Here is a 12,550-nt window from a genome sequence, read left to right as displayed (position 1 = left end):
GGCGTTCATTTTACTGCAAAGTGTCCCCGCTGAATTGTTCCACGTGGAACATTCCGGCATTGACAGTGCAGGGTGGCTGTGATACAATAAAAGCCAGAAATACTTACGGAGGTAAAATCATGGGACCATACTATTATGAAGTGATCAAAATCGACGGCGACTATGCCACACTGAAAAGAACGGACATCGAGACTGATGACACAATGCTCATCGCTATGGCACTTCTTCCGTTCGGGACCGACACCGGCAGCCGTCTCAAATGGGAAAACCTTGAATATTCAATTATATGAGGAAGATAGTAATTGACGCCGACGGATGTCCGGTAACCAGACTGACCGTCAGCATAGCGAAAGAGAAAAACATTCCGTGCACAATAGTCTGCGATACTTCACATGTTTTCGATATTCCGGAAGCAAAGGTGATAACCGTGGAAAAAGGTGCGGACAGTGCCGACTTCAGAATTGTAAATCTTCTTAAGAAGGGCGATATAGTAATTACCCAGGACTACGGCCTTGCTGCCATGTGCCTTGCAAAAGGGGCTTTCGTCATAAACCAGGACGGCAGGCTTTACACTGAAGAAAACATCGGCGGACTTCTCGAAATACGTGCGGTAAATAAAAAAAGCCGCATGACGCGCCATCGTATCCCGCACATACCGAAACGTGATCCTGATCAGAACAGGATCTTTGAGACCGAATTAAGAAAAATGCTGGAACAGCCTTATCAGTAAAACACTCTTACAAAGGAGATGTATAGCTATGATCATACACTGTGAAAAATGCGGCGCACCATATAACGATTTCTTCTTCTGTGAACGATGCGGACACATGCTGGGCGAAGAAGAATCAAACGCTCATAACGATGAGAAAAAACCACTTAAATCCGAAAGCGACCGTGACGAAGCATACAACAAAATTGTCGGAGCAGACAGAAATGATCCCCGGAGCAGTTCCGACAACAGGACACTGATCATAATACTCTCCGCTGCCCTGCTGCTTCTCGGCATTCTGGCAGTGTTTTTATTTCAAAGATAAAAATTCGATTCGAACGGGTCACCAGGGTGGCCGTTTTCTATAGCACGCCGAAGGCGTTCATTTTCAAACAGAACACCCTTATCCGCATCATTCACAGATAAAGGTTTATATCTCGAAATGGTAAAATGCTAATTATTTTATTTTATCCCTCAAAAATGGTTGACAAGTAATCCTGTTTATGGTATTATAATAGCGATGATAAATTTATCCATTATATCTAAAAAATAATATTGCCCATCGACCCGGGTCATGGTATAATTAAAGGAGATACCATGAAAAAAATCAAAGGTATAAACAGAAAAGCAAGTAAAAACAAAAGATACAGGCGGCGCATCGGCTACAGGGAGTTCATCAGTTCCATCGAAGCCAGAAAAGCACTTGTAAAGAGTTTGAATCTAATGGACGACACATTCTTCGCTGCCGTCATGGAAGATACGGAAGTGTGCACTTATGTTCTCAGAGAAATAACCGGCATTGATACACTTACCGTTAAGGCGTGCAAAGTTCAGTACCATATCCGCAACCTTATATCTCATTCAGTAATACTTGATATCCTTGCTGAAGATGATTCAGGGCGGGTATACAATATCGAAGTTCAGAAATCAAACGAAGGCAATCATCCTAAACGTATCAGATCCTATCAAGCTAATCTTGATTCTGTCCTGCTCGGAAAAGGATGTGATTATGACTCACTTCCGGAAGCGTATTTCATCTTCATATCGGCTTTTGATCCGTTTGATCTTGGTGACAATTATTACGAAGTCGAACGAAAACTAAAAGGTCGTGACAACACCGTTCCGAACGGAGTACATGAGATCTATCTGAATACAAAAATAACGACCGACCGCGACATCACAAAGCTTCTTCAGTATTTCAAAAACAGTGATGCATCCCGCGATGATTTCGGTCCGCTGTCTGATAAAGTACGGTTTTATAAAAGCAATGAGAAAGGTGGAGTTTCTATGTGTGAAAAAGTTCAGAGACTTATTGATGAATCAAATGAAGAGTTACGTATTAAATATACTAAAGAACTTGAAAAAAGAGACAGAGCTCTTGAAGTGAAAGACAGGGCTCTTGAAGTGAAAGACAAGGCTCTTGAAATAAAAGACAAGGCACTCGAAAGGGAAAAAGATCTCAATTTCGCTCAGGCTGCTGAAATATCTCGCCTCAAAGCTCAGATTGCTGCAATGCAGGGAAGTTAAAAACTTCATTATTAAATTCAGCTGTTCAAACCAGATTTATTTTAACGGCCGTCCCGCCAGGGCGGCCGTTTTCCATAGCACGCCGAAGGCGTACATTTTCAAAAAGAACACCCTTATCCGCATCTGCACGGGTAAGGGTGTTCTCTTATTCATATCACTTTATTTCTTTTAAATACATTGTTACTTTCTTCTGAATATTTGCTGCCGTTTCTTCGGTCGTCTGACCTCCTTCAAGATAAAGTTCCACCTGTTCATAAATGATCTTTCTTATATTGCTGTCTGAAAGTGAAGTTACTGTGGCTGATGCGATCATATCATCAAAAAGTTCACGGACATGGATATCAGGACTTTTAACTTTATAATTTTTTCCGTAGCAGTCAGTTGAAGTGGTGTTTTTATCTCTGACATCACGTTCCCAGAGTTGCTCGTAGACTGATCTCTTTATCGGAAGTGAATACATAAAGAACATCAGATCATCAGAACTGTTCATTTTGATCTGCGCATCATCTGACAGCATAAATTTCAGAAAATCAGCCACTCCGTCTTTTTTATCAGAAGTGTCAAATACAGCCAGAGAACACACGGGTTGAATAACAGGTCCGCTTTTTCTTCCTGAAGGAAGTCCGGTAAATGTCATTTCTTTCAGAGCATATCGTTGTCTTTCAGACGCATAGGAACTGAACGAGGCTAAATCAAATGGTTCAAACATACATTTTCCTTTATTTATTCTCGTTTCATAATCTGAACGTCTGCCGTCTTCCTGTGGTTCATGGTCCATATTAAAATATTCTTCCTCAGTAACTCCGCACTCTTTTATTATTTCGAGTACATTTTTAAAATTCTGATTGTCGAAATCACAAGAATAGTTTTCTGTATCAACAAATTCAAAAATATTTTTACAAATGAGTGAATCAATAATCCGTCTGTACGGTTCACCGTAAAACAACGGTCTTTCACTCTGTAATTCTGCAAGTTCACTGAGTTTTATGTCACCGATATCACCGATTATTTCTTTGTTACCGGCAAGTCCATTAAGAGCGAACGTAAGCGGCAAAGCATACTGTCTGCCATTTACCTTCATAGAATCAAGTACATTTTCAAAATAATCATCTCTGTTAAGATCCGCTTCGGAAAGCAACGTGTTAATATCTGTAAACGCATCAAATCCGACATATCTCGTGTAATCAAAATCAGCATTGAAATAAACCATATCAGGAACGTTTCCTATGATCACCTCATGTTCAAGTGCTGAAATACCTGATTCAGAAAAATACGAATCATACTGAATATACTTACCGTAATCGTCCAAATGGATCCGATATTCTTCATTGTTTTTATTGAATTCCGTTACCAGTTCTTTAATTCCAAAACTTAATGAACTAACTGCTATACTGATAACCCGTCGTTCCTGTATTTTTTTCAGAGTTTCCTCATCAACTCTTCTGAGGAGTCTGACCCCCATACCATAACTGTAATTGCTGTTATCACCAAAATCATGTGATCCGACTATTATAGTATTTTCATCCAGAACTGCATTTTCATACGGTACATAGTCAAAATCCGAATCAAGCCAATTAATCAGTTCTTCGCTTTTGTTATCTTTTAAGTTATATCCGTAAATACCATCACTGACTACAAAGCATACATCATATTTTCCGTCAGACTCAACTATATCTGATATATTATAATCAACATTTCCGATTACTGTAATACTGTCCGAATCGAAGTCGATACTGCTGATCTCAGTCCCCGATTTTTTATTGATGCCTTCACAGAAACAGCATGTATCACCACTCGTAAAGAAAAACAATGATGATGCCGTAATACCGGATTTTCTTGTTGTTCCGTCACTATTACAGAATAGCAGTTCATTATTCCCGTTATCCATTATTGCAATTCTGCCGGTACTATCTGCAATAAAATCCTGATAGTAACAATGATCATTCTTCTTCTCAATATTCACAGTCGCCTTAACATTAAATTCCGGATCGGTGTTTACCATGAAAAAAGTTTCACCATTACTGTCTTCATCATAAAGACTGCATAGTATCCATAGATCACCGTTATCAAGACTTCTTATTTTTCTTATAGTAGCATCTGGTCCGCATCCGAAATCATCTGTTTTTTTCTTTGCAGTAATATTTCCGGAAAGATCAGTTCTGCAAATGTACATTCCTGCTTCGATTTCATTTGTATTCTGTCCGGAATACAATATCAGATCACCTGATATTGCAACAGAAGAAGGAACGTTTCCCTCCTTTTCGATTTTGGTAAAATCAACTATCAGTTTCGTTTTTTCATCCTCGATACTGCAACCGTACAAACAATTCTGATCAAAATATGTAAAATCAAAACCATCAGGCGCCTTACCTCTTGAAATATTCGCCCATCCCGACAGCATATAATTGTTGATAGCTGTTTCGTATCTTCCGGTAACATTACCTGTATCCGGATCAAGTTTATCAAACAGATATAAACTACCGGACTGTGTTTTTTTCAAACTGAACTTTAGAAGACTTCGGATCAGAATATATTACTGGTTCTCCGTTTCTGTCAGTCATTATTCCGCTGAAGTTTCCTTCCATATCAGATTCAATATTTTCTTTTGAATACAGAAGTTCTCCGTCCGGAGAATATGCATACAAAGTGTACTCATCTGATCCGTTACTGTAGACAGTGAAATACCTTCCGTCATCACAGCTCGTATATCCTCTGAAAAGAGTGTTTTCTTCACTAAGTATTTCTTTATCAACAACTGATTTTTCCGATACAGACTGAAGTTCATTATTATACTTTCTTACAGTCCAGTCAGTAATTTCTGTCCCTTCGAGTATATATTTTTCTGCAATAAAGTTTCCCTCATCATCTTCACCTATCTGATAGATCCATTCTTTTTCAGAAAAATGGATTCTGCCGGATATTTTCATTTCATCACGGCTTATTCTCAGAAGATCATGTTCCCCGGAACTGTCTGTTCCATACACCCATATGTCGTCATCTGTAACACCAAGAGGAGTAAAATATTCTCCGTCATATCCGGAAAGATCTGCTTCATATTTCTTATTTTCCGAAGCGTCGTATAATTTTAAGAAATAATTCACTTCACCGTCGAACATCATATATCCGCCGAAATAAAAACCGTTTTCATTTACTGTAAAGGTTTCCGGATAAGCATTTTTCAGAGATAACTTAAAATTATCATCTTCCTTAAAATAATTGGTTATTATCTTCTCTTTATTCTCATTCTTATCTTTCTTTGTTCCGAGATATACCGCCGCTGCAGCAGCCGTAACAGCGATCAGGGCAGCAACGACTACGATCTTTATTTTCCTGCTTTTCTTTCTGACAACATCCATAACTATCGTCCTTTCTGTTCCGGAACCTGAAACGACTGGATCTTTTTTATCAGAAGTGCTCTCCATTGCTGAACTCTGCGGTGGTATTATAGCTGACAGATTTGATTCTGCCGTACCTTTATCCGTTTCAGATAATCCGAACGCTTTTCCGCTTCTTTTTATCTCAGCAGAAACAATTAAACTGTCATCGATATTTCCGAATACTCTGAACATATCTTCTCTGGTCATGGCTCGAATCCCCTTTCCGTCAGATATTTATGAAGTTTATGACGCAGGCGGCTCAGAAGTGCTGAAACGCTGTTTTCCGTCATATCAAAGATCTTTGCAATATTTGTGACACTCTCCGCATGCCAGTATCTCAGCACAAAAATATTCCTGTTTTTATCCGGCAGCGAGGCCAGAAATTCGTTCAGGGCTTCCGCCAGTTCTTTCTCATCACTTTCCGGATCTGCTGTTCTGTCCGGCAGAAGTTCCTCCATTTCCTCAAGAACTACGTTCATCTCTCCGCCGCCTCGTTTAGCCGTTTTCCGCATGTTATATCTGTCAAAAGCAAGATTTCTCGTTATCCTTCCGATAAACGCCGGAAAAACCGCAGGGCGTGCCGGAGGTATTGCATTCCATGTTTTCAGATATGTATCGTTCACACATTCCTTTGAGTCTTCCCTGTCATTCAGAATATTCATTGCAATGGAAGTACAGAACGGTCCGTATTTTTCATCCGTTTCCTTAAGAGCGATCTCGTTTCTGTCCCAGTAATGTCTGATTATCGTTTTATCATCCAATAATTTTTCCTCCCTTCACTTATACTGACGGGATTTCGTCTTAAATCTTACGGTCAATTCTTATTATAACTCATATTTTTATAAAAAAACACTTCAAACCAGCTCTATAAAAATGTTCCACGTGGTTTATACTATATATTTCAGACACAAAATCCATCACATTCTAATTTCAATATGTCTTGATTATATAGTAGCATTTATGTTATATTAAATTGTAGAGTGTTACAGCAGACTTGTTAAACCACTCCAATCATGTTTAAAGTTATTTTTTATCAGAAAGGCAACTTTTTTATGAAACCAAAGCGCAACAACAAAATAAAATCAAAAGTTAAAATATACTAAATTTCAATCCGATATGGGAGATAGATTGCGAATAGCAAAAGAAAATGGAGCTTCATACGAACTTTTTTCTAATTCGCCTATACCAGATAAAATTAAACAATGGCTTACTAAAAAAGGCATTCCATTCACTGAAATTCTATTCTACAAGCGAGGTGTAACATATGAGCTATGAAGCATCTATAACACTAAATTGTGAAGATTTTTCAAACAAAATCTCCGATTTTATTTTATTGCTTAGTAAGCTAAATTGGGAATCATATAACTACAATGGTTTTACCGAATATCTTCCTGTTGAAGATAAAGATGAATTCAACTGGAAAACCGAACAATTATCTAAAGATACACTTATAAATATTATCAACCACAAGCAGAAAAATAACGAAATAATAGGCATTAATTTATTTTTTAAAGGTAATATTAAAGCCGGATTATCTGTTTTAGCATCATCAACACAAGAAATAACTCTTGGGCTGAATCTATATAGAAAAGAATTATCAAACAAAACAACAGATTTCTCCTGGTATTTTCAAAATGTTATTATTCCTTTACGAAACAATGGATGTATGATTAGTCAGTTACATTTTGAAGAGTACTTTGGTTGATTGAACGCTAATTATAAAACAAACTTTCCGTTTCAGCATATACGACTTTAGAAATAAGCATTCCAAAAGATTTTCCTTAATTCAGGTTTATAACAAAGGCTGTAATTGGAATATAATAAAATCAACATATCAACTCATGTCAAAACACGTGAGATAATAGATTCCATTTCAACGGTCAGTCTAGGGCGGCCGTTTTCCATAGCACGCCGAAGGCGTTCATTTTACAGTGAAATACTCTCACCACAGTGCCACTCTAAATATTTCCACACCACGCAAATACGCGATCATGCCAGAAATTCATATGAATAACTGGCGAGCGTGCCACTTTTTCATATGAATAATGTGATTTTTCCTTGAAAAAGCATCGTAATAATGATATAATAATCTTGACAATATTGCTGACCAGGCTTAAGAAAAGGAGTTTCATATGGAAAGATCAGTAATGAACGATTTAATCAAATGGAAGAACAAGAAAAATCGTAAACCGCTGATGATTCTCGGTGTCAGACAATGCGGAAAAACATATATAGCAAAAAAATTCGGTGAAGAACAGTTTGATAATGTTGCATACTTTAATTTTGAAGGAAATGAAGCTTTAAATTCTGTTTTTGAATACGACATGGATGTTAAAAGAATCGTCCATGAATTAAGTACGGTGATTTCCAGCTGCAAAATAGTTCCGGGAAAAACACTTCTGATATTAGACGAAATTCAGGCATCGCCCAAGGCGATCACATCCTTAAAATATTTTTGTGAAAATATGCAGAAGCTGCATGTTATAGCTGCCGGATCTCTTCTGGGAGTGTCACTTAAAAGAGGCGGGTTGTCTTTCCCTGTCGGCAAAGTCGAAAGAATAACAATGTATCCTCTGAGTTTCAGAGAGTTTGTTGCAGCCAATGGGGACGAAAAACTTTTTGAAGGAATTGAATTAAGAGATAAGCTTCATGAGTTACCGACACTTTATACGGAATCACTTCGTAAACACCTGCTTAATTATTACATCATAGGCGGAATGCCGGCTGTAGTAGAGACGTGGATCAATTCGCACAGCTACGAAGAGGTCGAAGCTGTTCAGGCAGAGCTCATAGAGGATTACGAAAATGATTTTGCAAAATATGCACCAATAAACGAAGTCGCGAAAATCAGGCAGATATGGCACTCGATTCCGGAACAGTTAGCACGTGAAAATAACAAGTTTGTTTTTTCACATGTTAAAGAAGGCGGCAGAGCAAGAGAACTTGAAGATGCCCTTGAATGGCTGATTGATGCCGGCTTAGTATATAAACAAAAACTGATTGAAAAGCCTGAATTACCTCTCTCATATATGTCGGATGATACATCATTCAAAATCTTTATGTCTGACGTGGGATTGCTTAGGTTCAAGGCAAACGTGTATTACAGAACCATTCTGGATGGCGACGACAGATATGTAAGATTTAAATGGGCTATAGCCGAAAACTATGTGCTGACAGAACTAATAAAAAACGATCTTCCGTATTATTACTGGAGATCGGGAAATCAGGCTGAGGTCGATTTTCTGACTGAATATAAAGGCTATATGATTCCTGTTGAAGTTAAATCAGCTGAAAATACACATGCAAAAAGTTTCAGTAACTTTATATCGAAGTATAAACCGCAATATGGATTCAAAGTTTCAATGAAAAATATAGGCGATAATCAGGTTAATGATACAATGGTCTATAGCCTGCCTTTATATTTGTTGTGGCGGATCAAAGAATACGTGGAAGAAACCTAAAATACGATAATTAATGATGATCAACTTTTAGAAAAATACGGTCGTCCGACAGGACGGCCGTTTTTCTATAGCACGCCGAAGGCGTTCATTTTCAGGCAGAACACCTTTACCGGCATATAATCCATTTTATCTTAAAATTCATATTGCCTATAAACCTGGGTCATGGTATAATTATAACGACCGACCGCGACATCACAAAGCTTCTTCAGTATTTCAAAAACAGTGATGCATCCAGTGAAGATTTCGGTCCGCTGTCTGATAAAGTACGGTTTTATAAAAACAATGAGAAAGGTGGAGTTTCTATGTGTGAGAAAGTTCAGAGACTTATTGATGAATCAAATGAAGAGTTACGTATTAAATATACTAAAGAACTTGAAAAAAGAGACAGAGCTCTTGAAGTGAAAGACAAGGCTCTTGAAATAAAAGACAAGGCACTCGAAAGGGAAAAAGATCTCAATTTCGCTCAGGCTGCTGAAATATCTCGCCTCAAAGCTCAGATTGCTGCAATGCAGGGAAGTTAAAAACTTCATTATTAAATTCAGCTGTTCAAACCAGATTTATTTTAACGGTCGTCCGCCAGGGCGGCCGTTTTTCCATAGCACGCCGAAGGCGTACATTTTTTTTGCAGGAACACATCAATTAATGTTCCACGTGGAACATCAATTGCAATCTCTTTCCATAGAAAAGGTATCGGCACGTCAAAGACGTGCCGATGCTGTTGATAGTGCACCGCCGGTGCACATTATCCAACTCTAATTCACCGTTATTTCAAATTGGCTATTGACAATTGCAAAACGGTAATTTATAATGATAAAAGAAAGGAGTTGATCTTATGACATGGCAAGAGAAAGTTAAACAGCTTATGGACGCAAAAGGAATAACACAGAAGAAGTTATCACAGCTCAGCGGAATAACAGAAGCATCGGTCTCTCGCTATCTAAAGGGTGACAGGACAGCTCGCTTGGATATTATCATAAATTTTGCAAAAGCTCTTGATGTAACAACAGCGTATTTGCTGAATGATGATGATCAAACATATATAAAACCTTATACAGAGATAGCAACGGCGATTGCAAGAAACGGAAACTCTTTGACAGCAGAAGAAAAGTATAAGCTGATTGAGTTAATTCTCGGAAACGGAGACTAAATGTATCGAAACGGCAACGATTATGAGAGAATGGCTCGATTGGTAATTGATATTTATATTGATTACAATATCACATCATTTCCCGTTGATGAGAAAGAGCTATGCAAAAAACTCGGTTTAAAGTTAGTACCATATTCTGCGTATCCTGAAGAAACTCAGGAATTACTCAGAAAAAGGTCTCCCGATGCTTTTTATTCTCCGGCGACACATGATACACCCCCTACTATATTCTATAATGACAAAGTTGAATCTTACGGAAGGCAGCGGTATTCCATATTTCATGAGATCAAGCATTATGTGAATAATGATACTGAAGAAAGCGAATTCAACGATGATATGGCTAATTATTTCTCAAGATATATCATGTGTCCTATTCCATATCTCATTAAAGCCAATATCAATGACGAGCTGACCTTGATAACTGATCACGGTGCTAGCGGTGATGCTGCTGAAAATGCAATCAAAAATGTACGTAACCGCAGAGCAACGTACGGCGATAAGATATTTGATTACGAACAACCACTCATTGATTTATTGTTTCCTGACACTTCTAAGGAGGAATGCTTATGATTGCATTATAAAGATAGGTCTGTACTACCAATGCAGGGTTATCTTTTAATTGATATAAAACATAATAATTTAGAGGATACAAGTGTCCTTCAAGCAAGCATAACGCTTTGTATCCTCGGAAAGTGAGGATTAAATGATCAAAGGTATATCCGAATATGAAAAGTATAAAGTAATAAGGCCAATAATTGGCGGCTGCAGTTTCGATACCTATCATATACCGATTATAAGAAAAACAGATGTTAGTCGCATTGATTGGGAAAACCTGAACATACAGGGCATACAGAATCTTTCAAAGAAACGTGACAATCATAATTCCTTAGTACATATGTTTATAGATGATTATAAACTGTTGGCTCTTTGGAATAATCCATTGAAAAAGATTGCTCTTTTCCGTACTTGCGCAGCAATAGCTACACCTGATTTCAGCATCTATCCGTCTATGAATTACAACGATATACGTCACAATGTATACAAAAGCCGTTGGCTCGGCTGTACATGGCAGAATTACGGAAACATTGTGTTGCCAACACTGGGCTGGGCGGGAGAAGAAACATTTGATATTAGTTTCTGCGCAGTAGAAGAAGAAACACCTGTTATTATTTCAACTATCGGCTGTCAGAATCGGCAGGAAGAGTTTTTATTAGGCTTCAATGAAATGAAGAAAAGACTAAATCCTCCTATTATTATAGTCGTAGGTGACATGATACAAGGAATGACAGGTCGATTTATCAATTTCAGATACACAGATAGTTTCGCTGCGGATTTTGTTCAAATGAAACTTGATGGCATTTCCGCTGTTTTTGAAATCAAGGAGGCGATTTAAATGGGTTCAAGAGGTGCATTTGTAGATGTAAATATGGGTGATTTCACATTTAAAGATGGTGGTCAGAATTATTATTCACTTGGAACACTATCAAGTGACCCTAATGTTAAGGTTCTTATTCAAAATAAGGGATCTGTTAAAGCGCCTGAGTTTTCTCACACAGAAGGAAGAGTGTATGCAATTGTTCAAGACGGAAAGCTGAAACACCTTTCCTATTATGATCAGGAACACAAACAGCATATAAGTATTGACCTTCTTCATCCTCATAAAGGCGTACAACCACATATTCATGTTTATCTTAATCATGATCCAAATTCACCTGGTGTTTCACCGACAACTGAGCAGAAAGAACTTATAAAGAAAATCAAAAAGGAGTTTCATCTGTTATGAGAGTTAATGAATATAATACACTGGACGAGTTCACCAACGAATACATAGGCATATGGAATCCATCAGAAGGTCATTGGTACGGGCTTGATTTCAAGTATAACGATACAGTATATCGCTTGCATACTGGTTCTATGTATAACGCTACAAATACTATTCTTATAGATGGCAGAACAGCGATATATGGTCTATATCAGGCTACAGATAACAGCAATGCCAATGCGTATATTTTGCTTGGCGAGTACGCAGATATGAATGATTTGTTGGAAAGTTCGGTTATTGGTAACCGCAAATTCAAAGATATCATCATGGATGATGCAACTGAGATTTTAGGTAAAGACTGATGTCATAGCAAAAAAAATCCACATGATGCTACCAACATCATGTGGACGTGATTCAAAGGATACAAGTATCCTTCAAACAAGCATGTATATTATAACGCAAAAAGCATTACTCGTCAATAAAGATGATACTTTTTTGTTTGCAATCACAAATATCATTTATTGCTTTTAGTAAATTCTTTATCAAGATTAAGCTAAAACAATTGTA

The 12,550-nt window shown here is 37.7% G+C and carries 15 protein-coding genes; 12 read left to right on the top strand and 3 right to left on the bottom strand.

Features of this window, described 5'->3' with window-relative positions:
- Nucleotides 1-119 precede the first annotated feature (119 nt).
- The 4 genes from CC97_RS13830 to CC97_RS13815 all read left to right on the top strand — a co-directional run bounded on the left by CC97_RS13830 (nucleotide 120) and on the right by CC97_RS13815 (nucleotide 2,236).
- The gene (locus tag CC97_RS13830; protein ID WP_044975578.1) at nucleotides 120-290 is read left to right on the top strand and encodes a hypothetical protein; all 171 of its coding nucleotides are present in this window, start codon (nucleotides 120-122) and stop codon (nucleotides 288-290) included.
- Entirely contained in the window at nucleotides 287-730 is a 444-nt protein-coding gene (locus CC97_RS13825) for a DUF188 domain-containing protein (RefSeq protein WP_044975577.1), read from the top strand. Before CC97_RS13830 ends, CC97_RS13825 begins: the two co-directional genes overlap by 4 nt.
- A 28-nt stretch (nucleotides 731-758) precedes the next feature.
- Complete coding sequence (locus CC97_RS13820) at nucleotides 759-1,034, top strand: hypothetical protein (RefSeq protein ID WP_044975575.1); 276 nt, start codon at nucleotides 759-761, stop codon at nucleotides 1,032-1,034.
- 272 nt (nucleotides 1,035-1,306) lie between these two features.
- Nucleotides 1,307-2,236, top strand: a complete 930-nt coding sequence (locus tag CC97_RS13815) for an Rpn family recombination-promoting nuclease/putative transposase (protein ID WP_044975574.1) — start codon at nucleotides 1,307-1,309, stop codon at nucleotides 2,234-2,236.
- Between the two features lie 154 nt (nucleotides 2,237-2,390).
- Here CC97_RS13815 and CC97_RS13810 read toward each other — a convergent pair whose 3' ends face one another.
- From CC97_RS13810 to CC97_RS13800, 3 genes are read right to left on the bottom strand one after another with little or no spacing between them, the layout of a single operon-like run.
- Complete coding sequence (locus CC97_RS13810) at nucleotides 2,391-4,736, bottom strand: extracellular solute-binding protein (RefSeq protein WP_044975573.1); 2,346 nt, start codon at nucleotides 4,734-4,736, stop codon at nucleotides 2,391-2,393.
- Nucleotides 4,714-5,820 (bottom strand): hypothetical protein, encoded by a 1,107-nt coding sequence (locus tag CC97_RS13805; protein WP_044975571.1) that lies wholly within the window; start codon nucleotides 5,818-5,820, stop codon nucleotides 4,714-4,716. The genes CC97_RS13810 and CC97_RS13805 overlap by 23 nt, the downstream gene beginning before the upstream one ends.
- Nucleotides 5,817-6,374: a sigma-70 family RNA polymerase sigma factor gene (locus CC97_RS13800; protein WP_044975569.1), complete on the bottom strand. Its 558-nt coding sequence runs from the start codon at nucleotides 6,372-6,374 to the stop codon at nucleotides 5,817-5,819. Before CC97_RS13800 ends, CC97_RS13805 begins: the two co-directional genes overlap by 4 nt.
- 503 nt (nucleotides 6,375-6,877) lie before the next feature.
- On the opposite strand from CC97_RS13800, the gene CC97_RS13795 reads away from it, so the two are divergent.
- From CC97_RS13795 to CC97_RS13760, 8 genes are all read left to right on the top strand, one after another.
- Nucleotides 6,878-7,318, top strand: coding sequence for a hypothetical protein (locus tag CC97_RS13795; RefSeq protein ID WP_044975567.1), 441 nt, complete (start codon nucleotides 6,878-6,880; stop codon nucleotides 7,316-7,318).
- Between the two features lie 427 nt (nucleotides 7,319-7,745).
- Entirely contained in the window at nucleotides 7,746-9,074 is a 1,329-nt protein-coding gene (locus tag CC97_RS13790) for an AAA family ATPase (RefSeq protein ID WP_044975565.1), read from the top strand.
- Nucleotides 9,075-9,376: 302 nt separating this feature from the next.
- Nucleotides 9,377-9,595, top strand: a complete 219-nt coding sequence (locus CC97_RS20290) for a hypothetical protein (RefSeq protein WP_156036916.1) — start codon at nucleotides 9,377-9,379, stop codon at nucleotides 9,593-9,595.
- Between the two features lie 311 nt (nucleotides 9,596-9,906).
- Nucleotides 9,907-10,221, top strand: a complete 315-nt coding sequence (locus CC97_RS13780; protein WP_044975562.1) for a helix-turn-helix transcriptional regulator — start codon at nucleotides 9,907-9,909, stop codon at nucleotides 10,219-10,221.
- On the top strand, nucleotides 10,222-10,791 hold the full coding sequence (locus CC97_RS13775) for an ImmA/IrrE family metallo-endopeptidase (RefSeq protein ID WP_044975560.1): 570 nt from the start codon (nucleotides 10,222-10,224) through the stop codon (nucleotides 10,789-10,791). It begins immediately after the preceding gene.
- A 133-nt stretch (nucleotides 10,792-10,924) separates the two neighbouring features.
- Nucleotides 10,925-11,614 (top strand): DUF4417 domain-containing protein, encoded by a 690-nt coding sequence (locus CC97_RS13770; RefSeq protein WP_044975559.1) that lies wholly within the window; start codon nucleotides 10,925-10,927, stop codon nucleotides 11,612-11,614.
- Nucleotides 11,615-12,004, top strand: coding sequence for a hypothetical protein (locus CC97_RS13765; protein ID WP_044975557.1), 390 nt, complete (start codon nucleotides 11,615-11,617; stop codon nucleotides 12,002-12,004).
- Entirely contained in the window at nucleotides 12,001-12,345 is a 345-nt protein-coding gene (locus CC97_RS13760) for a hypothetical protein (RefSeq protein WP_044975556.1), read from the top strand. Before CC97_RS13765 ends, CC97_RS13760 begins: the two co-directional genes overlap by 4 nt.
- The last annotated feature ends 205 nt before the right edge of the window (nucleotides 12,346-12,550 follow it).

The organism is Ruminococcus sp. HUN007 (genome assembly GCF_000712055.1).
Classification (GTDB): domain Bacteria; phylum Bacillota; class Clostridia; order Oscillospirales; family Ruminococcaceae; genus HUN007.
The sequence above is the reverse complement of the archived record's forward strand: the minus strand, read 5'-3'. Positions and strand labels throughout refer to the sequence as shown.

Excerpts from the sequence above, each read along its gene's own strand:
- CC97_RS13795 (WP_044975567.1), top strand. The coding sequence starts at position 6,878 with ATGAGCTATGAAGCATCTATAACACTAAATTGTGAAGATTTTTCAAAC.
- CC97_RS13830 (WP_044975578.1), top strand. The coding sequence starts at position 120 with ATGGGACCATACTATTATGAAGTGATCAAAATCGACGGCGACTATGCC.
- CC97_RS13780 (WP_044975562.1), top strand. The coding sequence starts at position 9,907 with ATGACATGGCAAGAGAAAGTTAAACAGCTTATGGACGCAAAAGGAATA.
- CC97_RS13815 (WP_044975574.1), top strand. The coding sequence starts at position 1,307 with ATGAAAAAAATCAAAGGTATAAACAGAAAAGCAAGTAAAAACAAAAGA.
- CC97_RS13790 (WP_044975565.1), top strand. The coding sequence starts at position 7,746 with ATGGAAAGATCAGTAATGAACGATTTAATCAAATGGAAGAACAAGAAA.
- CC97_RS13770 (WP_044975559.1), top strand. The coding sequence starts at position 10,925 with ATGATCAAAGGTATATCCGAATATGAAAAGTATAAAGTAATAAGGCCA.
- CC97_RS13805 (WP_044975571.1), bottom strand. The coding sequence starts at position 5,820 with ATGACCAGAGAAGATATGTTCAGAGTATTCGGAAATATCGATGACAGT.
- CC97_RS20290 (WP_156036916.1), top strand. The coding sequence starts at position 9,377 with ATGTGTGAGAAAGTTCAGAGACTTATTGATGAATCAAATGAAGAGTTA.
- CC97_RS13820 (WP_044975575.1), top strand. The coding sequence starts at position 759 with ATGATCATACACTGTGAAAAATGCGGCGCACCATATAACGATTTCTTC.
- CC97_RS13775 (WP_044975560.1), top strand. The coding sequence starts at position 10,222 with ATGTATCGAAACGGCAACGATTATGAGAGAATGGCTCGATTGGTAATT.
- CC97_RS13825 (WP_044975577.1), top strand. The coding sequence starts at position 287 with ATGAGGAAGATAGTAATTGACGCCGACGGATGTCCGGTAACCAGACTG.
- CC97_RS13760 (WP_044975556.1), top strand. The coding sequence starts at position 12,001 with ATGAGAGTTAATGAATATAATACACTGGACGAGTTCACCAACGAATAC.
- CC97_RS13765 (WP_044975557.1), top strand. The coding sequence starts at position 11,615 with ATGGGTTCAAGAGGTGCATTTGTAGATGTAAATATGGGTGATTTCACA.